23 protein-coding genes and 1 pseudogene are annotated in these 25,457 nt (G+C 69.6%); 10 read left to right on the forward strand and 14 right to left on the reverse strand.

The window, feature by feature from the left end:
- Positions 1-742: 742 nt before the first annotated feature.
- Positions 743-2,179 (reverse strand): type I glutamate--ammonia ligase, encoded by a 1,437-nt coding sequence (gene glnA / locus A5764_RS03800; RefSeq protein WP_067108818.1) that lies wholly within the window; start codon positions 2,177-2,179, stop codon positions 743-745.
- Positions 2,180-2,426: 247 nt separating this feature from the next.
- On the opposite strand from glnA, the gene A5764_RS03805 reads away from it, so the two are divergent.
- On the forward strand, positions 2,427-2,858 hold the full coding sequence (locus tag A5764_RS03805; RefSeq protein ID WP_067108820.1) for an RDD family protein: 432 nt from the start codon (positions 2,427-2,429) through the stop codon (positions 2,856-2,858).
- Positions 2,859-2,910: 52 nt separating this feature from the next.
- Here the strand turns inward: A5764_RS03805 and A5764_RS03810 are convergent, their stop codons facing one another.
- The 5 genes from A5764_RS03810 to sucB form a co-directional block, all read right to left on the reverse strand.
- On the reverse strand, positions 2,911-3,663 hold the full coding sequence (locus A5764_RS03810; protein ID WP_067108826.1) for a DUF4191 domain-containing protein: 753 nt from the start codon (positions 3,661-3,663) through the stop codon (positions 2,911-2,913).
- A 31-nt stretch (positions 3,664-3,694) separates the two neighbouring features.
- The gene (gene lipA / locus A5764_RS03815; protein WP_067108828.1) at positions 3,695-4,627 is read right to left on the reverse strand and encodes a lipoyl synthase; all 933 of its coding nucleotides are present in this window, start codon (positions 4,625-4,627) and stop codon (positions 3,695-3,697) included.
- The gene (gene lipB, locus A5764_RS03820) at positions 4,624-5,322 is read right to left on the reverse strand and encodes a lipoyl(octanoyl) transferase LipB (protein WP_067109116.1); all 699 of its coding nucleotides are present in this window, start codon (positions 5,320-5,322) and stop codon (positions 4,624-4,626) included. Before lipB ends, lipA begins: the two co-directional genes overlap by 4 nt.
- Before the next feature lie 69 nt (positions 5,323-5,391).
- Positions 5,392-6,303, reverse strand: coding sequence for a TIGR01777 family oxidoreductase (locus A5764_RS03825; protein ID WP_067108830.1), 912 nt, complete (start codon positions 6,301-6,303; stop codon positions 5,392-5,394).
- Positions 6,304-6,318: 15 nt separating this feature from the next.
- Positions 6,319-8,115 carry a 2-oxoglutarate dehydrogenase, E2 component, dihydrolipoamide succinyltransferase gene (sucB, locus tag A5764_RS03830; protein WP_067108833.1) on the reverse strand — a complete coding sequence of 599 codons (1,797 nt, stop codon included), beginning with the start codon at positions 8,113-8,115 and terminating at the stop codon, positions 6,319-6,321.
- A gap of 171 nt (positions 8,116-8,286) precedes the next feature.
- Here sucB and A5764_RS03835 point away from each other — a divergent pair, with 171 nt between their 5' ends.
- Positions 8,287-10,059: an SDR family oxidoreductase gene (locus A5764_RS03835; RefSeq protein ID WP_067108839.1), complete on the forward strand. Its 1,773-nt coding sequence runs from the start codon at positions 8,287-8,289 to the stop codon at positions 10,057-10,059.
- Between the two features lie 6 nt (positions 10,060-10,065).
- Here A5764_RS03835 and A5764_RS03840 read toward each other — a convergent pair whose 3' ends face one another.
- The gene (locus A5764_RS03840; RefSeq protein ID WP_067108841.1) at positions 10,066-10,407 is read right to left on the reverse strand and encodes an aminopeptidase; all 342 of its coding nucleotides are present in this window, start codon (positions 10,405-10,407) and stop codon (positions 10,066-10,068) included.
- A 165-nt stretch (positions 10,408-10,572) separates the two neighbouring features.
- Here A5764_RS03840 and A5764_RS03845 point away from each other — a divergent pair, with 165 nt between their 5' ends.
- Together A5764_RS03845 and A5764_RS03850 are read left to right on the forward strand one after the other, a co-directional pair.
- Positions 10,573-11,040 carry an SRPBCC family protein gene (locus A5764_RS03845; protein ID WP_231989599.1) on the forward strand — a complete coding sequence of 156 codons (468 nt, stop codon included), beginning with the start codon at positions 10,573-10,575 and terminating at the stop codon, positions 11,038-11,040.
- 3 nt (positions 11,041-11,043) lie between these two features.
- Positions 11,044-12,636 carry an NAD(P)/FAD-dependent oxidoreductase gene (locus tag A5764_RS03850; RefSeq protein ID WP_067108847.1) on the forward strand — a complete coding sequence of 531 codons (1,593 nt, stop codon included), beginning with the start codon at positions 11,044-11,046 and terminating at the stop codon, positions 12,634-12,636.
- Between the two features lie 10 nt (positions 12,637-12,646).
- Here A5764_RS03850 and A5764_RS03855 read toward each other — a convergent pair whose 3' ends face one another.
- Together A5764_RS03855 and A5764_RS03860 are read right to left on the reverse strand one after the other, a co-directional pair.
- Positions 12,647-14,215, reverse strand: a complete 1,569-nt coding sequence (locus A5764_RS03855; protein WP_067108858.1) for a leucyl aminopeptidase — start codon at positions 14,213-14,215, stop codon at positions 12,647-12,649.
- A 15-nt stretch (positions 14,216-14,230) separates the two neighbouring features.
- On the reverse strand, positions 14,231-15,361 hold the full coding sequence (locus tag A5764_RS03860; protein WP_067108861.1) for an adenylate/guanylate cyclase domain-containing protein: 1,131 nt from the start codon (positions 15,359-15,361) through the stop codon (positions 14,231-14,233).
- Positions 15,362-15,405: 44 nt separating this feature from the next.
- On the opposite strand from A5764_RS03860, the gene gcvT reads away from it, so the two are divergent.
- The 3 genes and pseudogenes from gcvT to A5764_RS29175 form a co-directional block, all read left to right on the forward strand.
- Complete coding sequence (gene gcvT, locus A5764_RS03865) at positions 15,406-16,503, forward strand: glycine cleavage system aminomethyltransferase GcvT (RefSeq protein ID WP_067108864.1); 1,098 nt, start codon at positions 15,406-15,408, stop codon at positions 16,501-16,503.
- 54 nt (positions 16,504-16,557) lie between these two features.
- Positions 16,558-17,664 (forward strand): branched-chain amino acid aminotransferase, encoded by a 1,107-nt coding sequence (locus A5764_RS03870; protein WP_067108867.1) that lies wholly within the window; start codon positions 16,558-16,560, stop codon positions 17,662-17,664.
- Positions 17,665-17,801: 137 nt separating this feature from the next.
- A pseudogene (locus A5764_RS29175) lies at positions 17,802-18,644 on the forward strand (glycosyltransferase 87 family protein); the annotation flags it as partial.
- A 279-nt stretch (positions 18,645-18,923) separates the two neighbouring features.
- Here A5764_RS29175 and A5764_RS27140 read toward each other — a convergent pair.
- From A5764_RS27140 to A5764_RS03890, 4 genes are read right to left on the reverse strand one after another with little or no spacing between them, the layout of a single operon-like run.
- Positions 18,924-19,667: an adenosylcobinamide-GDP ribazoletransferase gene (locus A5764_RS27140; protein ID WP_082951471.1), complete on the reverse strand. Its 744-nt coding sequence runs from the start codon at positions 19,665-19,667 to the stop codon at positions 18,924-18,926.
- A complete protein-coding gene (gene cobT, locus A5764_RS03880) occupies positions 19,664-20,719 on the reverse strand; it encodes a nicotinate-nucleotide--dimethylbenzimidazole phosphoribosyltransferase (protein ID WP_197501198.1) in 1,056 nt (351 codons plus the stop codon). Before cobT ends, A5764_RS27140 begins: the two co-directional genes overlap by 4 nt.
- Positions 20,716-21,258, reverse strand: a complete 543-nt coding sequence (locus tag A5764_RS03885) for a bifunctional adenosylcobinamide kinase/adenosylcobinamide-phosphate guanylyltransferase (protein WP_067108875.1) — start codon at positions 21,256-21,258, stop codon at positions 20,716-20,718. The genes cobT and A5764_RS03885 overlap by 4 nt, the downstream gene beginning before the upstream one ends.
- Before the next feature lie 27 nt (positions 21,259-21,285).
- Positions 21,286-21,972: a DUF3043 domain-containing protein gene (locus A5764_RS03890; RefSeq protein WP_067108878.1), complete on the reverse strand. Its 687-nt coding sequence runs from the start codon at positions 21,970-21,972 to the stop codon at positions 21,286-21,288.
- A 186-nt stretch (positions 21,973-22,158) separates the two neighbouring features.
- Between A5764_RS03890 and A5764_RS03895 the strand changes: the two genes are divergently transcribed.
- Together A5764_RS03895 and A5764_RS03900 are read left to right on the forward strand one after the other, a co-directional pair.
- Complete coding sequence (locus tag A5764_RS03895; RefSeq protein ID WP_067109119.1) at positions 22,159-23,235, forward strand: glycerate kinase; 1,077 nt, start codon at positions 22,159-22,161, stop codon at positions 23,233-23,235.
- 58 nt (positions 23,236-23,293) lie between these two features.
- The gene (locus A5764_RS03900) at positions 23,294-23,650 is read left to right on the forward strand and encodes an iron-sulfur cluster assembly accessory protein (RefSeq protein ID WP_067108882.1); all 357 of its coding nucleotides are present in this window, start codon (positions 23,294-23,296) and stop codon (positions 23,648-23,650) included.
- A gap of 28 nt (positions 23,651-23,678) precedes the next feature.
- Here A5764_RS03900 and A5764_RS03905 read toward each other — a convergent pair whose 3' ends face one another.
- On the reverse strand, positions 23,679-24,314 hold the full coding sequence (locus A5764_RS03905; RefSeq protein WP_067108884.1) for a hypothetical protein: 636 nt from the start codon (positions 24,312-24,314) through the stop codon (positions 23,679-23,681).
- A 133-nt stretch (positions 24,315-24,447) separates the two neighbouring features.
- Here A5764_RS03905 and A5764_RS03910 point away from each other — a divergent pair, with 133 nt between their 5' ends.
- On the forward strand, positions 24,448-25,422 hold the full coding sequence (locus tag A5764_RS03910; RefSeq protein WP_067108886.1) for a carbohydrate kinase family protein: 975 nt from the start codon (positions 24,448-24,450) through the stop codon (positions 25,420-25,422).
- Positions 25,423-25,457 lie beyond the last annotated feature (35 nt).

The following is a 25,457-nucleotide window of genomic DNA, read 5'->3' on the forward strand; positions in this document are numbered from 1 at the left end:
TCTCTTTGTGTGCTCCCCCCCCCCGGTGGTGGTGTCACCCCCTTTTTCTCCCTACCCGGGGGGGGGGGGGGGGTGCGCCCCCCCCCCCCCCGCGACCCTGGTGAAGCTCACGATTGCCCAGGACAAGCGCTTGCAGCGGTCCATCTTCAAGTCGCTGTCTGCGAGGGATATGGCAGGCCCTGAGACAGCTGCCGCGTTGAACAGCGTGCCTTCCTAGATGGAGTGGTGCGCAACCATTATGTGATTCAGTCAACACGCTCGCCGCCGTCGAGCCGCCGCTGTGTTGAACCGGTAATTCGTCGGGGACCGTCGGCCTTGAAGCCGCTGTCGTCGACAGTCACGAACTCGAGGGGTTAACGAGCTTGCCGGTGAATGTCTTTTATCCACCAAGTGATCCTTCGCTCGAGGCGATCGCTCGCCAGCTCGGTGAGAAGTGGCTACCCCGGTCGCAAGGGGGCATGGTGAAATCGCGCCGAATCCCGTTCCGGGGGATGACTTTTCGGAGTATCGGTGCGGCCCGTAGATCATCGAGCGGGCCGTCCGCGAGATCCGAGAGGGCATCGGCGGCCCAACTGAGCTTGCCGCCGCAATCGTTCCGCGTGGCCTGTCGCGATCGCGACACATAATCGGTTGCGAAGACACGCCGGCGAGGCTCGCAACGGTTTATGTCTGGCGCAGCGCGCGCCAAAGACGAAACCGCCCGCCCGGCAATCAAACCGGGCGGGCGTCGTCGTCTAGCGGCCTACACGTCGTAGTAGAGCGCGAACTCGTACGGGTGCGGCCGGATCTGGACCGGCAGGATCTCGTTCTCGCGCTTGAAGCTGATCCACGTCTCGATCAGGTCGGGCGTGAATACGCCTCCCTCGGTGAGGTATTCGTGGTCGGCTTCGAGCCGGTCGATGACCGCGGACAGCTGGGTGGGCGCCTGCGGGATGTTGGCGGCCTCTTCCGGCGGCAGCTCGTAGAGGTCTTTGTCGACCGGCGCCTGCGGCTCGATCTTGTTCTTGATGCCGTCGAGCCCGGCCATCAGCATGGCCGAGAACGCCAGGTACGGGTTGCCCGACGAGTCGGGGCAACGGAACTCGAGCCGCTTGGCCTTCGGGTTGCTGCCGGTGATCGGGATGCGCACGCACGCAGAGCGGTTGCGCTGGCTGTAAACGAGATTGATCGGGGCCTCGAAGCCGGGAACCAAACGCTTGTAGGAGTTCACCGTCGGGTTGGTGAACGCCAGCAGCGACGGCGCGTGGTGCAGCAGACCGCCGATGTAGTGGCGGGCGGTATCCGACAGGCCGGCGTAGCCGGTCTCGTCGTACATCAGCGGGCTGCCGTCTTTCCACAGCGACTGGTGGGTGTGCATCCCGGAACCGTTGTCGCCGAACAGCGGCTTGGGCATGAAGGTGACGGTCTTTCCCGCCTGCCACGCGGTGTTCTTGACGATGTATTTGTACAACTGCATGTCGTCGGCCGCGTGGAGCAGCGTGTTGAACTTGTAGTTGATCTCGGCCTGCCCGCCGCTGCCCACCTCGTGGTGGCCCTTCTCCAGGCTGAAGCCGTTCTCGATCAGGTTGTGCAGCATCCTGCTGCGCAGGTCGACGTAATGATCGACGGGGGCGACCGGGAAGTAGCCACCCTTGGGGCGGACCTTGTAACCGCGGTTGGGGCTGCCGTCATTCTCGTTCGGCTCACCGGTGTTCCACCACCCGGAGATCGCGTCCACCTCGTAGAACGAGCCGTTGGTGCGCGAATCGAAGCTCACCGAGTCGAAGATGTAGAACTCGGCTTCGGCGCCGAAGTAGGCGGTGTCGGCGACCCCGGTGCTGATCAGGTAGTTCTCCGCCTTGCGCGCAATGTTGCGCGGGTCGCGCGAGTAGGGCTCGAGGGTGAACGGGTCGTGCACGAAGAAGTTCAGGTTAAGCGTCTTGGCTTCAGTGAACAGGTCGATACGCGCGGTTTCCGGGTCGGGCAGCAGGAGCATGTCGGACTCGTGGATCGATTGGAACCCGCGAATCGACGAGCCGTCGAAGGCCAACCCGTCCTCGAAAACGCTTTCGTCGAAGAACGACACCGGAATCGTGAAGTGCTGCATGATGCCTGGCAAGTCACAGAACCGGACATCGACAAACTCGACGTCTTCGTCCTTGGCGAGTTTGAAGACGTCGTCGGGCGTCATTTCCGTCACAGAGTGCTCCTTTACTTGGTGATCCGCGGCCTGACGCTATGGAGCTGATGTTGCCCGCCAGTCAACCCGATGTTGCGCAGAGGTTACGTGACCACGCGTCCCGCATCGGATCCCGGGTTGCTGGTGGGCTCTATTGTGGGGCCATGGACGGCAAGATCGTATCTGGTCCGGGGCACCCGCGCACCGCCTGGTCCCGCCTGCATATCGAGCCGGCGCCGCAGTCCGGCCGGACGGTCGGAAGCGCCCGATGACCGGGGGTTTGCCGGAGTCGCGATCGACCTATCCCGGCGAGCGGCTTGGGTTGCCCGAAAGCGGCTCGGGATCCCCGGCGCCGATGGGTCGCCGGCTGGCCGCGCTGATGATCGACTGGCTGATCGCCTACGGCCTGGCGGCTCTCGCCATGGCGTTCGGCGCCTTCTCCGACCGGATGCTGGCCACCGCGGTGCTGGTCGTCTGGCTGGTGCTCGGCGTGGTGGCGGTGCGGCTGTTCAGCTTCACGCCCGGGCAGTTGGCACTCGGCCTGCAGGTGGCGGACGTGGACGGGCGTTTGCCGGTGGGGGTCGGCCGTCTGGCGGTGCGGGGGTTGCTGATCGCGGCGGTCGTTCCCGCGCTGTTCACGGACTCCGACGGCCGCGGCATCCACGATCGGCTGACCGGGACGGCGGTGCTGCGCCGCTGAATCCGATGGCCGCGACCCGCTTCGCCCGGCGGCGACCCGCTGCGCGCGGGCGTTACCTGCGCCGCACCGTGCGCTGCACCCCGCGCATCTTGCCGGCGTTGGGCAGCGGCCCCTTCGGCAGGACGGCGGCTCCGGCCCGTGACCCCAGAGCGGCCAGCCGCGACTCCAGCGTGTCCATCTGCTTGACGGTGATGTTGTGCGGCAGGCGGTTGAGATGGCGCTCCAGCTTGCCCAGCGGGACCTCACCCTCGCCGTTGCCGACGATGACGTCGTAGATCGGCGCCTCGCCGACCAGCCGGGCGGTGCGCTTCTTCTCCTGGGCCAGCAGGGGTTTGACGCGGGCCGCCGATCCCTCGCCGACCAGGATGACGCCGGGTCGGCCGAGCACCCGATGCACCGCGTCGAAGTGGCCGGTCGCGGCGACGCCGGGGGTCACCCGCCACTTGCCGCGCAGGTTGTCCAGCACCCACGCCGCGGCGCCGGTCTGGCCTTCGGCCTTGCTGAAGACCGACCGCTGGGCCCGGCGGCTGAAGATGATGAACGTGACCAGGCCGCCCACCAGGACGCCGAGCGGGATGATCGTGATCATGGTGAGCCCGCCGGCCCACACGCCCACGGCCACCGAGATGCCCACGATCAGCACGAAGGCGCCGATCATGTACGGCAGCAGGCGCTTGTCCTCCTGACGCTGCATGTTGAAGGCCTGCCACAACTGGGCGCGGCGCTCCCGCGCGGCGGCCTTGCGGGCGGCCTTCGCCTGCGCCGTGGCGGCCTTGTTCTCGGCGGTCTTGCGGGGTTTAGCCATAGTCAATAAGGATACGTATGCGCGAAGGTGGCTACGGTGCCGCGGCGCGGCTGCGGGCGGCCTGCTCGTAGAGCCGTCCCGCCCGGTACGACGACCGCACCAGCGGCCCGGCCAGCACTCCGGAAAACCCGAGTCCCTCGGCATGCCGCGCGAACTCGACGAACTCCTCGGGCCGCACCCAGCGCTCGACCGGGTGGTGGCGCGTCGATGGCCGCAGGTACTGGGTGATGGTGACGATGTCGCAGCCGGCGCCGCGCAGGTCGGCCAGCGCGGTGCGCACCTCGTCGGGGGTTTCGCCCAGCCCGAGGATCAGGTTGCTCTTGGTGACCAGCCCGAAGTCGCGCGCGGCGGTGAGCACGCCCAGGCTGCGCCCGTAGGTGAAGGCGGGCCGGATCCGCTTGAAGATGCGCGGCACGGTTTCGACGTTGTGCGCCAACACTTCCGGGCGGGACTCGAATACCTCGGCCAGCCGCGCGGGCTCGCCGTTGAAATCGGGAATCAACAATTCGACGCCGGTCGACGGATTGAGCTCCTTGATGGCGCGCACCGTCTCGGCGTACAGCCACGCACCGCCGTCGGGCAGGTCGTCGCGGGCGACGCCGGTGACCGTGGCGTAACGCAGCCCCATCGTTCGCACGCTCTCGGCGACCCGGCGGGGCTCGTCGCGGTCCAGCGCGGCGGGCTTTCCGGTGTCGATCTGGCAGAAGTCGCAGCGACGGGTGCACTGGTCGCCGCCGATCAGGAAGGTGGCCTCGCGGTCCTCCCAGCATTCGAAGATGTTGGGGCAGCCGGCCTCTTCGCAGACCGTGTGCAGGCCCTCCCGCCGGACCAGGCTTTTCAGCTCGGTGTACTCCGGGCCCATCCGGGCCCGCGTCTTGATCCACGGCGGCTTGCGCTCGATCGGGGTCTGCGCGTTGCGCACCTCCAGGCGCAGCAGTTTGCGTCCTTCGGGTGCCGCTGTCACATGGTCGATGCTACGCGGGCGACGGAATGTTCCCGCACTGGAAGGACGCCGTCCAGCGCGTCGCAGACGGCGCCGGCGACGGACGCCCGGACGTCGTCGACAGTGATGGTGCGCTGCAACTCGTCGGACAGCGACGTCACCCCGGCGTCGCTGATGCCGCACGGCACGATGGCGGCGTACGCGCCGAGATCGCAGTCACAGTTGAGGGCGAACCCGTGCAGCGTTGTGGCCCGCGACACCCGCACGCCGATGGCGGCGACCTTGCGCGCCGGCCGCCCACCACTACCCGGCACCCAGACTCCCGACCGGCCATCCACCCGGATCGTGTCCAGGCCCAGCTCGCCGCACACCTTGATCAGCGACTCCTCAAGGCGCCGAACGTAATTCACCACGTCGAGCGGTTCGGCCAGCCCGATGATCGGGTAGCCGACCAGCTGCCCGGGACCGTGCCAGGTGATCTTGCCGCCGCGATCGGTGTCGACAACGGGAGTTCCATCCACCGGTCGTTCGTGCGGCTCGGTGCGCCGGCCGGCGGTGTAGACCGCGGGGTGCTCCAGGAGCAGCAGAGTGTCGGGTCCGCCGGCCACCCGGGCGTCGGCCAGGTCGCGCTGCAGGTGCCAGGCGGTGCGGTAGTCGACGCTCCCCAATTGGCGGACGTCGATCTCGGTCGACTGTGACCGGATAGGAGACCGGATGGAAGGGCTCACGTTCGTGACGGTACTCGGCCGGCCCCGGCCCGGCGATGCGACGTCGGCGGTTAGGGGCTAGTCGTGATCGCGCCGGGCGGTGGCGTACTCGAGCGCCTCGCCAATCGTGTTGTGGTGGAACTGGAAACCGGCGCGCTCGAGCGCCGACGGGATGGCGCGCTGACCGGTGAGCAGCCCCTCGTCGGCGAACTCTCCGAGCAGGCCCCGCACCGCGAACCCGGGCAGCGTCCACGGGGTCGGGCGGTTGATCGCCCGCCCGAACGCGGTGGTGAACTCGGCGTTGGTGACCGGCGCCGGCCCGGTCATGTTCACCGGGCCCGACAGCGACGGGTGTGAGATCGCGAACAGCAGCGCCCGCACCTCGTCCTCGAGGCTGATCCACGACATGTATTGACGGCCACTGCCCAGCCGCGCGCCCAGGCCCGACGAAAAAAGCGGTCGCAGGCGGCGCAGCGCCCCACCCGACCGCGCCAGCACCAGGCCGGTGCGGGCCAGCACCACCCGGGCGCCGGCGTATTGGGCGGGCAGCGTCGCGGCTTCCCAGTCTTCGCACAGCTGGGCCAGGAAACCGCTTCCGGCCCGGTCGTTTTCGTCGACGACGCGGTCCTTGGTGTTCCCGTAATAGCCGATGGCGCTGGCGTTGATCAGGGTTTCGACCCCGGCCTCGGCGACGGCGTTGGCCAGCACCTCGGTGGGCGCGATGCGGCTGTCGCGCAGGCTCTGCTTGAAGGCACCCGACCACCGGCGCTGGCCGATGTTGACGCCGCACAGGTTGACGACGGCGTCGATGTCGGCCAGCGCGTCGGCATCGAACTCGCCGCTCTCCGGATTCCAGTGCAGTTCCTCGGAATTCGCCGGCGCGCGGCGCACGATGCGCAACACCGGGTGGTCGGCCGCCCGCAATGCCGCGGCCAAGGCCGAGCCGATCAGGCCGGACGAACCCGCGATGGCGATGACGGCCTTCGGCACAGTTTTCCAAGCCCCCTAAAGCCCCAAGTCGGCCTCGAACGCTCCCTCTTCGAGCCGGTGCTTGATCGTGGTGAGGAAACGTCCGGCGTCGGCGCCGTCGATCAGCCGGTGGTCATACGTCAGCGGCAGGTAGCACACCGAGCGGACCCCGATGGATTCGTTGCCGAACTCATCGACCACCACGCGCGGCCGTTTGACGATCGCTCCGGTGCCCAGCATGGCGGCCTGTGGCGGAACCAGGATCGGGGTGTCGAACAGTGCGCCCTGGCTGCCGATGTTGGTGATGGTGAAGGTGCCGCCGGACAGCTCGTCGGGCTTGAGGTTGCCCGACCGGGCGCGCGCGGCGATGTCGGCGATCGCGCGGGCCAGCCCCGCCAGCGACAGGTCACCGGCGTTGTGGATGACCGGCGACAGCAGACCCTGGTCGGTGTCCACCGCGAAGCCCAGGTGCTCGGCGTCGTAGTAGGTGATCTCCTTGGAGTCCTCGTTGTAGCTGGCGTTGACGTTGGGGTGAATCTTGAGGGCGTCGATCACCGCGCGGGCGATGAACGGCAGGTAGGTCAGGTTCACCCCCTCGCGCTCGGCGAACGCGCCCTTGGCCCTGGCCCGCAACCCGACGATCTTGGTCATGTCGACCTCGTGGGTCTGGGTGAGCTGGGCCGTGGCCTGCAGCGACTCGCGCGTCTTGGCCGCGGTGATCTGGCGGATCCGGGTGGCCTTCTGGGTGGTGCCCCGCAGGTGTGCCAGCGCCGGAGTCGGAGTTGGTGCCGCGGCGGGGGCGGGCCTGCGGCCGTCGACGGCCGGCGCGGCGGCGGGTGCCGGTGCGGCCGGCGGCGCTTTCTTGGCTTCTTCTCGCTTCTGCGCGGCGGCGAGCACGTCCTGCTTGCGGATGCGACCGCCCACCCCGGTGCCGGTGACCTGCGCGAGGTCGATTTTGTTTTCCGTGGCCAGCTTTCGCACCAGCGGGGTGACATACGGTGCGCCGTCGGGCCCGGATTCCGCCGCCGGCCGGGCCGGCGCGGGTTGGGCCTCCGCCGCGGGCGCCGGCTCCGCCTTGGGCTCGGGCTCCGGTTCCGGCTTGGGCTCCGGGGCGGGCTTGGCGGCCGGCTCGGGCTTGGGTTCTGGTTTGGGTTCCGGCTCGGGCTCGGGCTTGGGAGCCGGCTTGGAAGCCGGCGTTGCGCCGGCCTGTGAACCGGCGCCGATGCGGGCCAGCTCGCCGCCGACCGGCACGGTGACGTCTTCTTCGGCGGTGATGGCCACCAGCACGCCCGCCACCGGTGACGGGATCTCGGTGTCCACCTTGTCGGTGGAGACTTCCACCAGCGGCTCGTCCACCTGGACCGAATCCCCGACCTTCTTGAGCCAGCGCGTCACGGTGCCCTCGGCCACCGACTCGCCGAGCTCTGGCATCAGCACCGGCTGCCCGTCACCCGAATCGCCGCCCGACGCTTGGGGGGCCGGCGCCGCGGGTTCGGGCTCGGGTTGGGCCTCGGGTTCGGGTTCCGGCTGGGGTTCCGGTTCGCTGGGCGCCTCGGACCGGCTCGCGGCTTCGGGCTGGCCCTGGGACTCCTCACCGGCGTCGCCGATGACGGCCAGGTCGCCGCCGACCTCGACGGTGTCGTCCTCCTGGGCGATGATCTTGGTCAGCACACCCGCGGCCGGCGACGGGATTTCGGTGTCGACCTTGTCGGTGGACACCTCGACAAGCGGCTCGTCAAGTTCGACCGTGTCGCCTTCCTGCTTGAGCCAGCGCGTGACCGTCCCTTCGGTGACGCTCTCACCGAGTGCCGGCATCTGGACGGAGAAGGCCATCTCTTTTGACTCCTCGATCGCTCATGGGTCGGGGCGGGTCGAACAATCCAAAACTATCCTGTCACTGCGCGTTCGTCGGCACGCATCCAGGGCGGACCGGGTGAGGGCGCCGTTGCGGCCCGAACATGCTTGCTACGGTGTGGCCACTGCACGCCAGAACGCGGAGGCCCGATGCCGGCAACACCACAGAAACCCGAGCAGTTCGTCGACAGCACCGACGGCACGCGCATCGCGGTCTACGAAGAGGGCAACCCCGACGGCCCGACCGTCGTCCTGGTGCACGGCTTCCCCGACTCGCACGTGCTGTGGGACGGCGTCGTGCCGCTGCTGGCCGAGCGGTTTCGCGTCATCCGCTACGACAACCGCGGCGTCGGGATGTCGTCGGTGCCCAAAGGAGTGTCCGCCTACACCATGGCCCGGTTCGCCGACGACTTCGAGGCGGTGATCTCCGAGCTGAGCCCCGGCCAGCCGGTGCACGTGCTGGCCCACGACTGGGGTTCGGTCGGCGTGTGGGAGTACCTGACCCGCCCGGGCGCCGGGGACCGGGTGGCCTCGTTCACGTCGGTGTCCGGCCCGAGCCAGGACCAACTCGTCGACTACATCTTCGGCGGTCTGCGCCGGCCCTGGCGCCCGCGGACGTTCGCCCGGGCGCTCAGCCAGGCGCTGCGGCTGAGCTACATGGTGTTGTTGTCGATCCCGGTGCTGGCGCCGCTGGTGCTGCGGCTGACGCTGTCGATCCCGGCGGTCCGGCGCAAGGCGGTCGACAACATCCCGGAGGACAAGATCCATCACTCCGCCACGTTGGCAAGGGACGCCGCCCATTCGGTAAAGACTTACCCTGCCAACTACTTTCGCTCGTTTACCCGGAAGCGCCCGATTCATGTGGTCGACGTGCCGGTGCAGCTCATCGTCAACACAAAAGACCCCTACGTGCGGCCCTACGGGTATGACGTCACGTCGCGGTGGGTGCCGCGGCTGTGGCGACGCGACATCAAGGCGGGTCACTTCTCCCCGATGTCGCACCCCCAGGTGATGGCGGCTGCGGTGCACGACTTCGCCGACCTGGCCGAGGGCAGGCTGCCGAGCCGCGCGATGTTGCGCGCCCAGGTCGGGCGTCCGCGCGAGGAGTTCGGCGACACCCTGGTGGCGGTGACCGGCGCCGGCAGCGGGATCGGCCGCGAGACCGCGTTCGCCTTCGCCCGGGCGGGCGCCGAGCTGGTGGTCAGCGACATCGACGAGGCCACCGTCAAGGAGACCGCCGCCGAGATCGCCGCCCATGGCGGCGTCGCGCACCCGTACGTGCTCGACGTGTCGGACGCCGACGCGGTCGAGGCGTTCGCCGAACGGATCAGCGCCGCGCACGGCGTCCCCGACATCGTCGTCAACAATGCCGGCATCGGCCATGCCGGGGGGTTCCTGGACACCCCGGCCGAGGAGTTCGACCGGGTGCTCGACATCAACCTGGGCGGTGTGGTCAACGGCTGCCGGTCTTTTGGCCGGCGTCTGGTCGATCGCGGCACCGGCGGCCACATCGTCAACGTGGCGTCGATGGCCGCCTATGTTCCGCTGCAGTCGCTGAGCGCCTACTGCACCTCCAAGGCCGCGACCTACATGTTCTCCGACTGCCTGCGGGCCGAACTTGATGCCGCCGACGTCGGGCTGACCACGATCTGCCCGGGTGTCATCAACACCAACATCGTCAACTCCACCCGGTTCTACGCGCCCGCGGGCAAGGCCGAGACGATCGACGGCCGGCGGGGCCAGCTGGACAGGTTGTTCGCGCTGCGCCACTATGGCCCGGAAAAGGTCGCCAAGGCGATCCTGTCGGCGGTCAAGAAGAACAAGCCGATCCGACCGGTCGCACCGGAGGCCTACGCGATCTACGGCGTTTCCCGCGTGGCGCCGCAGGCGCTGCGCAGCACCGCGCGGATCAAGGTGATCTGAACCGCCCTAGACCGTCCGCGATCCCGTCGGTCGTCGCACCACCAGGGCACCACCGATCGCCAGGACCCCGATGACCGCCAGCGGGATGGTCCACGAGCGCCGGCCGTTGACCGACGATTGGCATTGCGCCACAAAGTCGGTGTGCGGGATGACTTGGTTCAGGATCGGAATGTTGGAGCCGTTCTTTTCGTTGGCGCTCCGCGCGCTCGACAAGTCCATGGCGATTCCGTTCCCGCACGACACGGAATTGCCGTTGTTGTCCGATACCGACACCGGCACCAGCAACCCGATGACGCCGGCCAGCAAGAGCACGGCACCCACCGCGATGATCAACCGTCGCACCGTCACTGTCTGCCTCCCGTCGAATGCCAATCGTGTAACGGCCTAATAGCCACTGGCCACGCCCCCTAAACCGAGGATCGGCGCGGCCGGCATCTGTCGCGGGCCGATCCGACGCATGGTTTCCACCGGCCGGGGTACCCGTGGGCATCAGGCGGTGCGAAAGGATTCTCAATGACTGCGACCCGACAGATGGCTGCGATCCGCGAGGTGAGGGCGTCCCGCCAGCAGATCTGGGACGCAATGGCCGACGGATGGACATATTCGCAGTGGGTGGTGGGCAACAGCCGGACCCGTGCGGTGGACCCGAATTGGCCAAAGCCCGGTTCGGCCATCAAGCACTCCGTCGGGGTGTGGCCGCTGGTTATCAGCGACCAGACGGTGGTCGAAAGTTGCACGCCCGGTGAAGAACTCGTTCTCCGCGCAGGTCTCGGACGGCTCGGTGCCGCACGGATAACGCTGCGGCTCAGCGACCTTCCGGATGGCGGATGCCGGATCGAAATGATCGAGGTTCCGGTCGAGGGACCGATCAAGCTCATCCCCGACCAGCTGGCCTTGGCCGCTGTGTATCCGCGCAATCGCGAATGCCTGTTGCGGTTGACCGCGCTCGCCGAACGCCTCGAGCCGAGCCAGGTCAAATAGGACATGGCCGCCGAGACGGTCGACGCCGTCGTCATCGGGGCCGGACACCACGGGCTTGTCGCGGCGTCGATGCTCGCCGACGCGGGGTGGGACGTGCTGGTGCTCGAGGCGCAGCCCGAGCCCGGCGGCGCCGTGCGCAGCGCAGAACTGACCCCGGGTTACATCACCGACTTGTTCAGCTCCTTTTACCCGATGACGGTGGCCTCTCCGGCGATCGCGGCGCTGCGGCTGGAGGACCACGGGCTGCGGTGGTCGCGCGCGCCGGCGGTGGTGGGTCACCCCCGCACCGCGACCGACGATGATCCGCCCATCATCTACCCTGACCCCGCCCGCACCGCAGCGGAATTGGCACGCCGCGAACCCGCCGATGGCGAAAACTGGTGGCGCGTAGTGGAATTGTGGAACAAGATCCGTTCGCCGCTGCTGGACGCCATGCTGGCGCCGTTTCCGCCGGTGGGCCCGATGCTGCGGCTGCTGCTCAAACTCGGTACGGCCGAGGCGGTTCGGCTCGCGCGGCTGCTGGTGCAGCCCGCCAACACCATGGCCAGACAGTTGTTCGCCGGTGAGGCTCCGCGAGTATTGTTGCTGGGCAACGCAATGCACGCCGACGTCCCGCCGGACGCGCCCGTCAGCGGCGCGATGGGCTTCCTGATGACGATGCTCGCCCAGGACTGCGGCTGGCCGGTGCCCGTCGGCGGTTCCGGCCAACTGACGGCCGCTCTCGTGGGCCGCGCGCGCTCCGCCGGCGCGCGAATCGAGTGCAACCAGAACGTTTCCCGCATTCAGGTGCAAGGCGGGCGGGCGGTCGGCGTGACGACGACCGCGGGTCGCACGGTGCGGGCGCGGCGGGCCATCGTGGCGGACGTCACGGCGCCGCGGCTGTTTTGCGATATGCTGCCCGCGGATTCGGTTCCGGCGGGCATGCTTCGCGAGCTAGAGCGCTACGACTGGGACCCGCCGGTGGTCAAGGTCAACTACGCGCTGAACGGACCCATCCCGTGGCGGGCGGAGAGCCTGCGGAAGGTCGGCACCGTCCATTTGGGTGCCGACGGTGACGGACTGGTGCGCTGGATGGCCGACCTGAGCACCCGAGTGGTGCCGCAGCACCCCTTCATGTTGTTGGGTCAGACCACCACCGCGGACCCGAGCAGATCACCGGCGGGCACCGAAAGCGTCTGGGCCTACACGCATTTGCCGCGCTACGTCGCCGACGACGCGTCGGCCGAGCAGCTCGCGAAATCGGTGGATCAGGTGATCGAAGAACACGCTCCCGGCTTCGGTTCGGCGGTGATCGACCGGTTCGTGCAACGCCCGTCTGATCTGGAAGCCAGCGACGCCAACCTGCACCTGGGCGCGCTCAACGGCGGGACCGCGCAGCTGCAGCAGATGCTGATCTTCCGACCGGTGTCCGGGATGGGGCGCGCCGAAACCCCGGTCGAGGGGCTGTATCTGGGCAGCGCGTCGGCGACGCCCGGAGGGTCCGTGCACGGCGCGTGCGGGCGCAACGCGGCCAACGCCGCGCTGGCCGCCGCCGGTGTGACCGGCTGGCCGCGCCGCAAGCTGAGCCGAACCGTGATCTCGCTGCTGACGAAGTGACGCCCGGCGGTTACCCGTTGCTCGCGATGTCTTCGAGCACGGCGAACATGGTTCGGGTGGGTACGCCGCTGGCGCCCTTGGGCGTGTAACCCCATGGGCTGCCTGTGTTGTAGGCCGGGCCGGCCACGTCGATATGCGCCCAGCCCACGCCGTCGGCGACGAACTCGCGCAGGAACACCCCGGCCACCAGCATGCCGGCGAAGCGCTGACTGCTGATGTTGGCCAGGTCGGCCACGGTGGACTTCAGGTCGTCCTTGAGCTCGTCGGGCAGCGGCATCGGCCAGCCGTTCTCGCCCACCCGCTGCGATATCGCGGCGACGCGGTCGCGGAACTCGTCGCTGCCCATCACACCGGGTACCCGGGCGCCCAGCGCCACCGTCTGTGCACCGGTCAGGGTGGAGGTCTCGATCAGGTAGTCCGGGTTGTCCTCGCAGGCCCGGACGATGGCGTCGGCCAGGATTAGCCGGCCCTCGGCGTCGGTGTTGAGCACCTCGACCGTGGTGCCGCCGTACTGGGTCAGCACGTCGCCCGGGCGCTGCGCGGTCGCCGACGGCATGTTCTCGGCGATCGGCACCGTGGCGATCACGTCGATGGGCAGCTCTCGCTGGGCGGCCAGCGCGACGGTCGCAATGACCGCGGCGGCGCCGGCCATGTCCGAGGTCATGTAGTGCATCGACGCCGCCGGCTTGATCGAGATGCCGCCGGTGTCGAACGTGACGCCCTTGCCGACCAGCGCCACGCGCTTTGCCTGCTTGGGCTTCTTGGCGAGCCGCGAGCCCCGGTGGGTCAGCCTCACCAACCGCGGTGGGCGCGACGAGCCCTGGCCCACGCCGATGATCCCGCCGTAGCCGGATTTCTGCAGCGCCTTTTCGTCGAGCACCTCGACCTCGAGACCGACGGATTCGCCCAAAGCCTTTGCCCGCCTTGCTAATTCGGCTGGAAATAGATGGCTCGGGGGAGTGTTGACCAAGTCACGCGCGGTGGCGCCCGCGGTCGCCACGGCCGCAGCGTGCGCGGTTTGGTTCTTGGCCTCCTTGGCTGCCCTGGTTTCGGAGGCCAGCACCGTGATCTTGCGCAGCCCTTTGTCTTTCGGGGCGGTCTTGTCGGTGCGGAACGCGGTGAACCGGTAGCTGCCCAGGATCAGCCCCTCGACGGCGGCCGAGCGGACGTCTTCACCGGATTCACCGGGCAGCTCGGTCAGCGTCGTGATCACCGCCTCGGCGCCGCCCAGCGACCGCGCCGCCACGCCGGCCGCCCGACGGATGACGTCTGCCGGCCACTCGGATCGCGGCTTACCAAGACCGATCGTCAGCACACTGGCCACCGGCAGCGACGCCACCACCAACCGGTGTATCTGCTCGCTGCCACCGGTGGCCTCCAGCGCCCGCAGGCCAGCCTCGATCTCGGCGACCGCGTCGGCGGGCAGGAACGGCTCGCCGGCCGCGACAACCGCGCCCGGCCGGTCGTCCTCGCCGGTCGAGACGACCGGCACCAGCAATACCGCGGTGTCCGTGCCGCGTTTGGGCAGCGACGTGGCGACGTTGACGGTGGGGGAGTGGTAGCCCGGTTCGGTGGTCACGGCACACCACCCTAGTCACCGGGTGCGGGGCATTCTGGGAGTGTCTCTGTCGCCGTCCCCGACGTGCAGATCGAAGGCGGTCACCGGATCGTCAAACCCCTTGAGGGTCAACGGGACCTGGGCGAGCGCGGGCCAGTGGGGCAATTCGTCGCGGAACTCGGCCGCGGCCAGGACCTGCCCGGGTGCCGCGGCCGCCACCAGCCGGGCGGCCAGGTTGACCGGGATGCCGAAGTAGTCGCCGTTGATGGCCAGCACCGTCCCGTGCGCCAGCCCGGCGCGCACCTGCAGCCCCTCCTCGCGTGCCCGCGGATGGCCGACCAGGTCGAGCGCCGCCTTCGCCAGCCCCGCGGGCGACGAGCACACCCACATCACGGCGTCGCCGATGAACTTCACCACCCGCCCGCCGGCGGCGTGCACGACATCGGCGACGGTGGCGCCGAATTCGGTGAGCAGGTTCGACAGTTCCGCCGGGGTGAGCGCTTGGGTCAGCGCGGTGAAGCTGGACAGATCCGCAAAACCGACGCCGCACACCACGGTCGCCGACGTGCCGAGAAGGACGCCCTCGAAGTAGGTTCGGGCGCTGGTCAGGTGGTGGCGGTGCACGACATCGATCAGGGTCCCGAGACGCGGGATGAACTCGGCGACCGAGCGATATGCCTGCGCCGTGGCCAGCTCATCGTGGGTGTAGTTCATCTGGATGTCCGGCGTCCCGGCGCGGATCAATGTCCCCTCGGCCTCCGCCAGGCGGGCCATCGCGGCGCCGAGCACTCGCAGCAGTCCGAGCGCGCCGTCCTCGCCCACCACCGCCTTGATCCCGACCCACGTCGAGAGGGCGTCGACGTCGGCCTGGCTCAGCGCGGGAACGTCGGGACCGGCGACGGTCAGGCCGAGCAAGGCCCAGGCCCGTGCCACGTCGTCGGCGGACAGGCCGAGTTCCTCGGCCGCGGACTGCACGGTGTAGACGGGTCGTCCCGACCAGGCCAGGACATCACCGGCAAGCCCGAACAGCCGGCCGCGGCGTTCGGCCTCGACCATCTCGTCGACGGTGAAGCCGAGCCCGGCCAGGTACTTGATCAGGTCGGCCCGCTCGCGCGGGTTGGCGATTCCCGCGGCCTCAAGCTCGTCAAAGTCGAGCGGATCGGACACCTACCCAAGTGTGCCAGCAGCCGGCGACATTAGGGTGAGTCGTCGTGACCGACGACTTACAGCATGGACCGCTGGAAGACCGCCATCGCGACCTGGGCGCAAACTTCGCCGAGTTCAGCGGCTGGCTGATGCCGGTCTCCTATGTCGGCACCGTCAGCGAGCACAACGCCACCCGCAACGCGGTCGCGCTGTTCGACGTCAGCCACCTCGGCAAGGCGTTGGTCCGCGGGCCCGGCGCCGCGGCATTCGTCAACTCCGCACTCACCAACGACCTGGGCCGCATCGGTCCGGGCAAAGCTCAATACACGCTGTGCTGCACCGAATCCGGCGGCGTCATCGACGACCTGATCGCCTACTACGTCGGCGACGACGAGATCTTCCTGGTGCCCAACGCCGCCAACACCGCCGCGGTGGTCGAGGCGCTGCGCGCGGCCGCCCCGGCCGCCCTGACGATCACCAACGAGCACCGCTCTTATGCGGTGCTCGCCGTGCAGGGCCCGCAGTCGGCCGACGTGCTCGGCGAGTTGGGCCTGCCGACCGACATGGACTACATGGGCTACGCCGACGCCTCCTATCAAGGGGTGCCGGTCCGGGTGTGCCGCACCGGATACACCGGCGAGCACGGCTACGAGCTGCTGCCGCCCTGGGACTCCGCGGGCGTGGTGTTCGACGCGCTGATCGCGGGGGTGACCGCGGCCGGGGGCGAGCCCGCCGGCCTGGGCGCCCGCGACACGCTGCGCACCGAGATGGGCTATCCGCTGCACGGCCACGAACTTTCGCTCGACATCTCGCCGCTGCAGGCCCGTTGCGGATGGGCGGTCGGCTGGAAGAAGGAGGCGTTCTTCGGCCGCGACGCGCTGCTGGCCGAAAAGGAGGCGGGGCCGCGGCGGTTGTTGCGCGGGCTGCGGATGCTCGGCCGCGGCGTGTTGCGTTCCGGGCTGACGGTGCTGGCCGGGGGCACCCCGGTGGGGGTCACCACGTCGGGAACGTTCTCTCCGACGCTGCAGGCCGGCATCGGGCTGGCGCTGATCGACACCGACGCCGGCGTCGACGACGGCCAGCACGTCACCGTCGACGTTCGCGGCCGTTCCGTCGAGTGCGAGGTGGTCCGCCCGCCGTTCGTCGCCGTGAAAACGCGCTAGCCGCCACCGGTTCGCGCGGAAAAACCCGTGGCACGCGGATATACAATCGGCCCCATGACCAGCGGCTCACCCGAGTTCACTGTTCTACGTGCGTCTAATCCCGCCACCGACGCCGAACGTGAATCAATCCTGGCCGAGCCCGGTTTCGGCAAGTACTTCACCGACCACATGGTGTCCATCGACTACGCCGAGGGCCGGGGCTGGCACAACGCCCGGGTCATCCCCTACGGCCCGATCGAGCTGGATCCGTCGGCCATCATCCTGCACTACGCGCAGGGAATCTTCGAGGGGCTCAAGGCCTACCGCTGGGCGGACGGCTCGATCGTGTCGTTTCGCGCCGAGGCCAACGCGGCCCGACTGCGGTCGTCGGCGCGGCGGCTCGCGATTCCCGAACTGCCCGAAAACCTGTTCATCGAATCCCTTTGCCAGCTGATCGCCGTCGACAAGGCCTGGGTGCCGCGCGCCGGCGGCGAAGACGCGCTGTACCTGCGGCCGTTCATCTTTGCCACCGAGCCCGGACTGGGCGTGCGGCCCGCCAAGGAATACCGCTACCTGCTGATCGCCTCGCCGGCCGGCGCCTACTTCAAGGGCGGCATCAACCCCGTCACCGTGTGGGTGTCGACGGAGTACGTGCGGGCCAGCCCCGGCGGCACCGGCGCGGCCAAGTTCGGCGGCAACTACGCCGCCTCGCTGCTGGCTCAGGCCCAAGCGGCCGAAAACGGTTGCGAGCAAGTGGTATGGCTGGACGCCGTCGAACGCCGCTTCGTCGAAGAGATGGGCGGGATGAACCTGTTCTTCGTGCTCGGCAGCGGCGGATCGTCGCGGCTGGTCACCCCGGAGCTGTCCGGCTCGCTGCTGCCCGGCATCACACGGGATTCCTTGCTGCAGTTGGCGATTGACGCCGGATTTTCCGTCGAGGAACGCAAGATCGACATCGACGAGTGGCAGAAGAAGGCCGCCGCGGGGGAGATCACCGAGGTGTTCGCCTGCGGCACCGCCGCCGTCATCACTCCCATTTCGCGGGTCAAGTACGGCGACGCCGAGTTCACCATCGCCGACGGCCAACCTGGCGAGGTGAGCATGGCGCTACGCGACACATTGACCGGCATCCAGCGGGGCACCTTCGCCGACACCCACGGCTGGATGGCGCGGCTGGGCTGAATGCCCTTGACGACGTAGCGATGTTCGGGCGGCGGAGCTCGGGCGAACACAGCGCCGGTCGCCGGGTGGCCCCGGCGATCGTGGCGGCGACCGCGACGGCTTGGGCGGCGGTGTATTTCGTCGTCGAGTTGGTCAGGATGCGCCGTGGCGAGCCCGGCTACCTCGACCTACAGGTATATCGCGCCGGTGGCCACGCGCTGCTGACCGGAAACTCGGTTTACGCCGCCGATTTCGCGTCGGTCAACCATTCGCCGAACGGGTTGCCGTTCACTTATCCGCCGTTCTCGGCGCTGACGTTCGTTGCGCTGGCGTTGTTGCCGGCCACGGCCGCGGCGGTCTTGATGGTCGTCCTCAACGCCGCCGCCTGCGTCGTCCTGCTCGGCCTGGTGCTGACCGCGGTGCACGGCACGTGGCGCCGGCCGCCGGTGCCGATACCGGCGCGCGCGGCAACCGCCGTGCTGACCGCCGCGCTGGCGTTCGTGGTGAGCGTGCCGGTCCAGGCCAACTTCACCTACGGGCAGCTGGACCTGATACTGGCGGCCGCGGTCGCGCTCGAGATCCTGCCGCCGTCGGTGCCGTGGCCGCGCGGACTGCTGGTCGGCCTCGCCGCGGCGATCAAGCTCACGCCCGCGGTGTTCGTGGGTTACTTCCTGGTGACCCGGCAATGGCGGGCCCTGGCCGTGTCGCTGGCTGCCGCCGCATCGGCGGTGGCTCTGGGTTGGCTCGCGGACCCGGCGGACACCGTGCGCTATTTCACGTCGACGGTCTTCGACGCGGGACGGATCGGCCGGCTGTCGTTCCACTCCAACCAGTCCTTGCGCGGCGTCATCGAGCGCATCCCCACGCTCGATGCTTCGCGCGGCGTGCTCGTGGTGGCGCTGACCGTCGGGGTGCTCGCGCTGGCCGTCGCCGCCATCGAGGTGAGCCGGCGTTGTCACGACACGGTGGCCGCCGTGCTGTCCGCCGCGTTCCTCGGCCTGCTGTGCTCCCCGGTTTCGTGGGGTCATCAATGGGTGTGGTTGTCGGCGGCGGCGGTGTACTTCCTGATGCGCTGGACGGTGGCCGGCGGCGTGGGCAACGTTGTCGCCGGTCTCGCCGTTGCCCTGCTGACCCTCGCCCCGCCGTGGATGCTGTTGCCTCACGACGGCGGTCGGGAGCGAGGCTGGAACGGGATCGAGCAGCTGCTCGGCAGCGCGTGGGCGCTCACCGCGCTCGCGTTGCTGGTCCGTTTCGCGGTGCCGCGCGGGGCGGCGGCCCGGTCAGCCCAGCCGCACCAGCGCCGCCAGCGCGACCGCCGCCACCGTCGTGGCCGATTCGATCGCGGCGCCGAGGACGTCGCCGGTGATGCCGCCGAACCGGCGCACACAATGCGCCACCAGGGCGGCCCCGCAGCACAGCGCCAATAGGATCGCGACCGGTCCCTGCCACGGCCGAGGACCCGCCGCCGCCGATGCGGCGAGCAGCGCCGCGACCCAGGCCGCCACCACGGGCGCGGGCTGACTCCCGGCGACCCGGGCACCCAGCGCGCTGCCCTCGGCCGCCGGCACCGACCGGCGGCAGGCCAGCACCGCGGCGACCCGGCCGGCAAACACCGCGAGGACGATTCCCGCCGGCCGCAGCGCCGAGAACGCCAGCCCCTGCACCACGATCACCAGCACGACCGCCGCCACGCCGAACGGTCCGGTCGACCCGTCGCGCATCACCGCGAGCGCGCGCTGCGGCGGGCCGTAACAGCCCAGCCCGTCGGCCGTGTCGGCGACGCCGTCGATGTGCAGCCCGCGGGTCACCAGCAGCAGCGCCGCCACGGCCAGCAGCCCAGACAGCGGACTCGACGGGCCGAAAAGCGCTGCGCCACACCACGTGACGGCCGCCGCCAACGCTCCCAGCGTGGCGCCGACCACGGGGAGCGCGGCCATCGCGCCGCTCCCCATCGGGGAGTTCGCGGACCCCGGGACGGGCAGGACCGTTCCAAAAGCGAAAGCCGTTGCCACCGAACGCATCACGACGACGACGGGGACGGGCCGGCCACGCCGGCGTCTTCGAAGGTGGTCATCTCCGACAGCGCCGCCACCGCGGCCCGCAGCACCGGCAGCGCCACCGCCGCGCCGGTTCCCTCGCCCAGCCGCATGCGCAGGTCCAGGATCGGGTCCAGCTCGAGGGCCGCCAGCGCCAGCTCATGCGCCGGCTCGGTGGACCGGTGACCGGCCTGCCACCACTGTCGTGCGCCGGGCGCCAGCCGGTCTGCCACCAGCGCGGCGGCGGTCACCGCCAGCCCGTCGAGAAGCAGCGGCGTGCGCCGCACGGCGGCCTGCGCGCAAAAGCCCGCCAACGCGGCCAAATCCGCGCCGCCGCAGCAGCGGAGCAGCGCGACCGGGTCGGGCAACACCGGTCGCGCCCGAAACAGGGCATCGCGCACCGCGGCCGTCTTGCGGGCCCATCCCGCGTCGTCGATCCCGGTGCCCGAGCCGACCACCGTGACCGGCTCGGCGTTTGTCAGCGCAGCCACCAAAACCGCTGCGGGAGTGGTGTTTCCGATGCCCATGTCGCCCGCGATGAGCAGGTCGGCGCCGGCGTCGACCTCCTCGTCGGCGATGGCCCGGCCCGCCGCGATGGCGGCGACGGTCTCCCCGTCGGTCAGCGCGTCCTGCACCGCGATGTCCCCGCTGCCGCGCCGCACCTTGTGGGCGCCGGTCGACTCCGAGGCCGCGTCGGCGTCGACCGCCAGGTCCGCGACGCGCACCGTCGCGCCGGCGACGTCGGCCAGAACGTTGATCGCCGCCCCGCCGGCGTCGATGTTGGCGACCATCTGGGCGGTCACCTCCGCGGGGTATGCCGACACCCCGGACCGCGCCACGCCGTGGTCACCCGCGAAGACCACCACCCGCGCGCGCTCGAATTGCCTTGGCGGACAATGCCCTTGACAGGACGCGACCCATACCGACAGGTCCTCGAGGCGGCCCAGGGCCCGTCGCGGTTTGGTCAGCGTGTCCTGGCGGGCCCGGGCGGCCGCGGCGGCGCCCGCATCGGGCGGCGACACCGGCGCGAATTCCATCACGTTCCCGACGGCATCGGCTTGATCGGTACCGCCTGCCCGGCCACCACCAGCACCACCCGGTCGCACACCGCGGCGACGCGCTGGTTGAGGCTGCCCAGTTCGTCGGCGAACCGGCGCCCGGACGCCGTGGCGGGCAGCACGGTCAGCCCGACTTCCGGGCTGACCAGCACTAGCGGGGAGCCGAATTCGCGCACCGCGGCGAGCATGTCATCGACCGGACCCGCCACCGATCCGCCGTCCCACGCGTGGTGGCGGTCCAGCGTGGCGGTCAGCCAGCCGCCGAGGTCGTCGACGAGCGTCGGGGTGCCGGGGGACTGAAGCAATTGGCTTGCGATGTCGTGCGTTTCGACCGTCGACCAATGGTCGGGGCGCCGGTTGCGGTGCCGCGCGACTCGGTCCGACCAGGCCGCGTCGCCGTCGTCGGCCGGCCAGGGGGCCAGGTAACAAACCGGCTGTCCGGGCGGCAGCGACTCGGCGATGGCCTCCTCCGCCCACCGGGACTTGCCCGACCTGATCCCGCCCAGCACCAGGGTGCGCACCCGGATCAGGCGGCCTTCGGACGCCGCTTAACCGACACTGCTGCCGCGCTCGACTTGCGGCCGGGGTGCCCGCATCCGGCGTATCTGGGAAGCCCGGCCGGCGGCGTAAAGACCCAGCTTCCAACGGCTTTCGGTGTTGTCTGGGAACTTCGCGTCGACCAGCCTGCTCACCTTGCGGCCCAGGATCAGCCCGTCGACACCCATCACCACCATCAGCACCAACATCGCCGGAGAGGCGTACAACTGCAGCTGCGGCACGGCGAACATGCCGAACATCAGGCCCAGCGTCGCCGGCATGAACAGGCCCAGGACGTTGCGCCGGGAATCCACCACGTCGCGCGCATAGCGCCGGATCGGACCCTGGTCGCGCGCCATCAGGTACGCCTCGTCGCCGGCCATCATGCGGTCCCGGCGATCCGTCATCCGGGCCCGGCCGGCGGTCCGTTCGGCTCGGCGTTCCTCGCGGCTGAGTTTGGGGCCGGACAGTGATTTGCGCCGCGCCCGCGCCTCGGATGCCGTCATCGGGGCCGGCGCGATCGGGCCCTTCCGTGCGTTGCGCCGGGCCTCGTTGCGCTTGGGGGTGGGGCGGCCCTTGGGGCCGGTCCGGCGAGACCCGCGGGCCCCGGTGTCCGCGGAATCGGCGGCGTCGACCGCCGCCTGCGCCGCCCCTTCGGGGTCGTCGTCGCGGCCCTTCTTGCGGCCCATTAGCTTCACAGTGGCCAGGTTACTTCCCGGATGAGCTGCCCCGTCACGGCCCCGCGGTGGGGTGTTATCTGTCATGTGCCAGCGCGCCGATTGGACCTACTCTGGACTGTAATGAATGGCTACCTGTGATGGACGACGGTCACGATGGCCGCGGATGACGGCGGCCTCGCACCCGGCCGTCTGCGGTTGCCGGCCATGCAGGTATTGGTCGCCCCGGATTGCTACGGGGAAAGCTTGTCGGCCGTGGAAGCGGCCGCCGTCATCGCGACCGGCTGGAATCGATCGCGCCCGGGCGATCGGTTCACCGTCGCCCCGCAGTCCGACGGCGGCCCGGGCTTCGTCGAGGTGCTGGCCAGTCGGCTGGGAAAGAAGCGGCGGTCGCGGGTGTGCGGGCCGCTGGACACCACGGTGAGCGCCGAGTGGGTGTTCGACCGGGCCTCGGCGACCGCGTATTTGGAGGTGGCTCAGGCGTGCGGCCTGACGCTGCTGGACGGTCCGCCCACCGCGGAAACCGCGCTGGCGGCCCACAGCAGGGGAGTGGGGCAGCTGATCGCCGAGGCGCTGCGGGCCGGGGCGAAGCAGATCGTGGTCGGGCTGGGTGGCAGCGCCTGCACCGACGGCGGCCAGGGCATGATCGGCGAGCTCGGCGGCTTCGACGCCGCGCGGCGAGAACTGACGAACGTCGACCTGGTCGCCGCCTCGGACACCGAATATCCGCTGGTGGGACCGTGGGGCGCGGCGCGGGTGTTCGGGCCGCAGAAGGGCGCGGACACGGCTGCCGTCGCGGCGCTCGAAGTCCGGCTCGAGGCGTGGGCGCTGGAGCTGGAGGCGGCGGCTGGGCGCGACGTCAGCTCGGAGCCCGGCGCCGGCGCCGCCGGTGGCATCGGCGCCGGCCTGCTCGCGCTCGGCGGCCGGTGCGAGTTGGGCGCCGCCATCATCGCCGAGTCCACCCGCTTAGCCGACGACCTCGAGGTGGCCGACATGATCGTCACCGGTGAGGGCAAGTTCGATGAGCAGTCGTTGCACGGCAAGGTGGTCGGCTTTCTCGCCGAGTCGGCGCGTCCGCTGGGGATTCCCGTGATCGTGCTCGCCGGGCAGGTCGGCCTGGAGAATTCGGCGGTGCGTTCGTCGGGCATCATGTCCGCGCTGTCCATCGCCGATTACGCCGGTTCGGTGCGGTTGGCGCAGGCGGACGCGGCCAATCAGCTCATGGGTTTGGCCTCGGAGGTCGCTGCACGACTCGGGAATAGCGGTCCCGCAATGTACCGTTGATGCAGTGGGCTTTTTCCCGAGCGGGTAGGGCCCGACCATGAGCCATGTAGGAGAAGCAATGACGGTGCAAAACGAGACGACCGCCAAGACCCACGGCGTGGTCCTGACCGAATCCGCCGCTGCCAAGGCGAAGTCGCTGCTCGATCAGGAGGGCCGTGACGACCTGGCGCTGCGCATCGCGGTCCAGCCTGGGGGGTGCGCTGGGCTGCGCTACAACCTGTTCTTCGACGACCGGACGCTGGACGGCGACCTGACCGCGGAGTTCGGCGGTGTGACCCTGACGGTCGACCGGATGAGCGCCCCCTACGTCGAGGGCGCGTCCATCGACTTCGTCGACACGATCGAGAAGCAGGGCTTCACGATCGACAACCCCAACGCCACCGGTTCCTGCGCCTGCGGCGATTCCTTCAACTGATCGCGGTTTAACCGTTCGCGAAACGGTCTCAGTACGAGCCGCCGGTGCGCAGCACGTACGAGCAGACCATGATCTGGCCCCGCTGGAACAGCAGCTGGGCCACGCCCTGCACCTCCCCGCGCGCCGGACCCCCGGTGGCGGGCGTGACCCGCATGGAAAACAGCGCCTGCGCCTGATACTGCGACAGGTACACGATCTTGTCGATCGAGGTCAGCTGCACCTCGGAAAACTGCTTGCGGAACGCGTCGCTGCTCATTTTGGCCAGCGCCTGGTCGGACCGCTTGTCGTGCACCCCGTCGTAGAGGCCGCATAGCGCGTTGCGGACGATGACGTCGATGTCGCGATGCTCGAGCCCGTCCAGGTAGTTCTGGATCGCCGTCTTCACCGTGGCCTCCGAGAACGAGGTGCCGGTATTGGCGCCGTTGGTGCGCACCCCGTACACGATCGCCACCGTCATCGCGGCCACCAGTACGACGGCCACCAGCAGGCCGATGATCAGCCGCCGCTTGGACCGTCGCGCGGGGTACGGCACGGGCGGTTGCCCGGCATAATTGGCCGGAGGCGGTCCAACGGGCTGGTGCGGGAACTCAACCGGCTGGGACTCGGCGTGGGGCGTCGGTCCGTCGGCGCCGACGGTGTGGTCCGGCGAGTGCGGACCGGCCATGTGGTTCTCCTACCGTGGTAGACGGGACCGTGATCCCTTGGCAGGCTAGCGCACGGCGTTGCGCCGACCGCGACGCGACGACGGTCGCACCTGAGTAAGCTAGATAACCTTACTAACGAAGGATGGAGATTTCGTGACGATCGCGGTGACAGGTTCGATTGCGACCGACAACCTGATGCGTTTTCCCGGCAAGTTTTCCGAGCAGCTGCTCGCCGAACATCTGCAGAAGGTGTCGCTCAGCTTTCTGGTCGACGACCTGGTGATCCACCGCGGCGGTGTGGCGGGAAACATCGCGTTCGCCATCGGAGTGCTGGGCGGTGACGTCGCGCTGGTCGGTGCGGCGGGCGACGACTTCGGCGAGTACCGCGAGTGGCTGCAGTCCCATGGCGTGAACTGCGACCACGTCCTGATCTCCGAGAGCGCGCACACCGCGCGTTTCGTCTGCACCACCGACGTCGACATGGCCCAGATCGCGTCGTTCTACCCGGGCGCGATGTCGGAGGCCCGCAACATCAAGCTCGCCGACATCGTCTCGTCCATCGGCACCCCGGACCTGGTGATCATCGGGGCCAACGACCCCGAAGCCATGGTGGTGCACACCGAGGAGTGCCGGAAGCTGGGGCTGCCCTTCGCCGCCGACCCGTCCCAGCAGCTCGCCCGGCTCTCCGGCGACGAGATCCGCCAGCTCATCGACGGCGCCAAGTACCTGTTCACCAACGACTATGAGTGGGACCTGATGCTGTCCAAGACCGGATGGACCGAGGCCGACGTGATGGCCCAGGTCGAGCTGCGGGTGACCACGCTGGGCCCCAAAGGCGTGGACGTGGTCGAGCCCGACGGCGCCACCACCCACGTCGACGTGGTGCCCGAGACCAGCCAGGTCGACCCCACCGGCGTCGGCGACGCGTTCCGGGCCGGTTTCCTCACCGGCCGCAGCGCCGGCCTCAGCCTGGAGCGTTCGGCGCAACTCGGCTCGCTGGTGGCCGTGCTGGTGCTGGAGTCGACCGGAACCCAGGAGTGGGCCTGGGACCACGGCATCGCCAAGACCCGGCTTGCCGGCGCCTACGGCGAGGACGCGGCCGCGGAAATCGCCGCGGTGCTCGCCTGAATCCGCGATTCAGCGGGGTCACGGCGCCCCGAGTG

Source organism: Mycobacterium sp. 852002-51057_SCH5723018 (assembly GCF_001667035.1).
Taxonomy (GTDB): domain Bacteria; phylum Actinomycetota; class Actinomycetes; order Mycobacteriales; family Mycobacteriaceae; genus Mycobacterium.

Excerpts from the sequence above, each read along its gene's own strand:
- A5764_RS03850 (WP_067108847.1), top strand. The coding sequence starts at position 11,044 with ATGGCCGCCGAGACGGTCGACGCCGTCGTCATCGGGGCCGGACACCAC.
- A5764_RS03895 (WP_067109119.1), top strand. The coding sequence starts at position 22,159 with ATGCAGGTATTGGTCGCCCCGGATTGCTACGGGGAAAGCTTGTCGGCC.
- A5764_RS03900 (WP_067108882.1), top strand. The coding sequence starts at position 23,294 with ATGACGGTGCAAAACGAGACGACCGCCAAGACCCACGGCGTGGTCCTG.
- A5764_RS03845 (WP_231989599.1), top strand. The coding sequence starts at position 10,573 with ATGACTGCGACCCGACAGATGGCTGCGATCCGCGAGGTGAGGGCGTCC.
- A5764_RS03835 (WP_067108839.1), top strand. The coding sequence starts at position 8,287 with ATGCCGGCAACACCACAGAAACCCGAGCAGTTCGTCGACAGCACCGAC.
- A5764_RS03905 (WP_067108884.1), bottom strand. The coding sequence starts at position 24,314 with ATGGCCGGTCCGCACTCGCCGGACCACACCGTCGGCGCCGACGGACCG.
- sucB (WP_067108833.1), bottom strand. The coding sequence starts at position 8,115 with ATGGCCTTCTCCGTCCAGATGCCGGCACTCGGTGAGAGCGTCACCGAA.
- A5764_RS03810 (WP_067108826.1), bottom strand. The coding sequence starts at position 3,663 with ATGGCTAAACCCCGCAAGACCGCCGAGAACAAGGCCGCCACGGCGCAG.
- A5764_RS03870 (WP_067108867.1), top strand. The coding sequence starts at position 16,558 with ATGACCAGCGGCTCACCCGAGTTCACTGTTCTACGTGCGTCTAATCCC.
- A5764_RS03805 (WP_067108820.1), top strand. The coding sequence starts at position 2,427 with ATGACCGGGGGTTTGCCGGAGTCGCGATCGACCTATCCCGGCGAGCGG.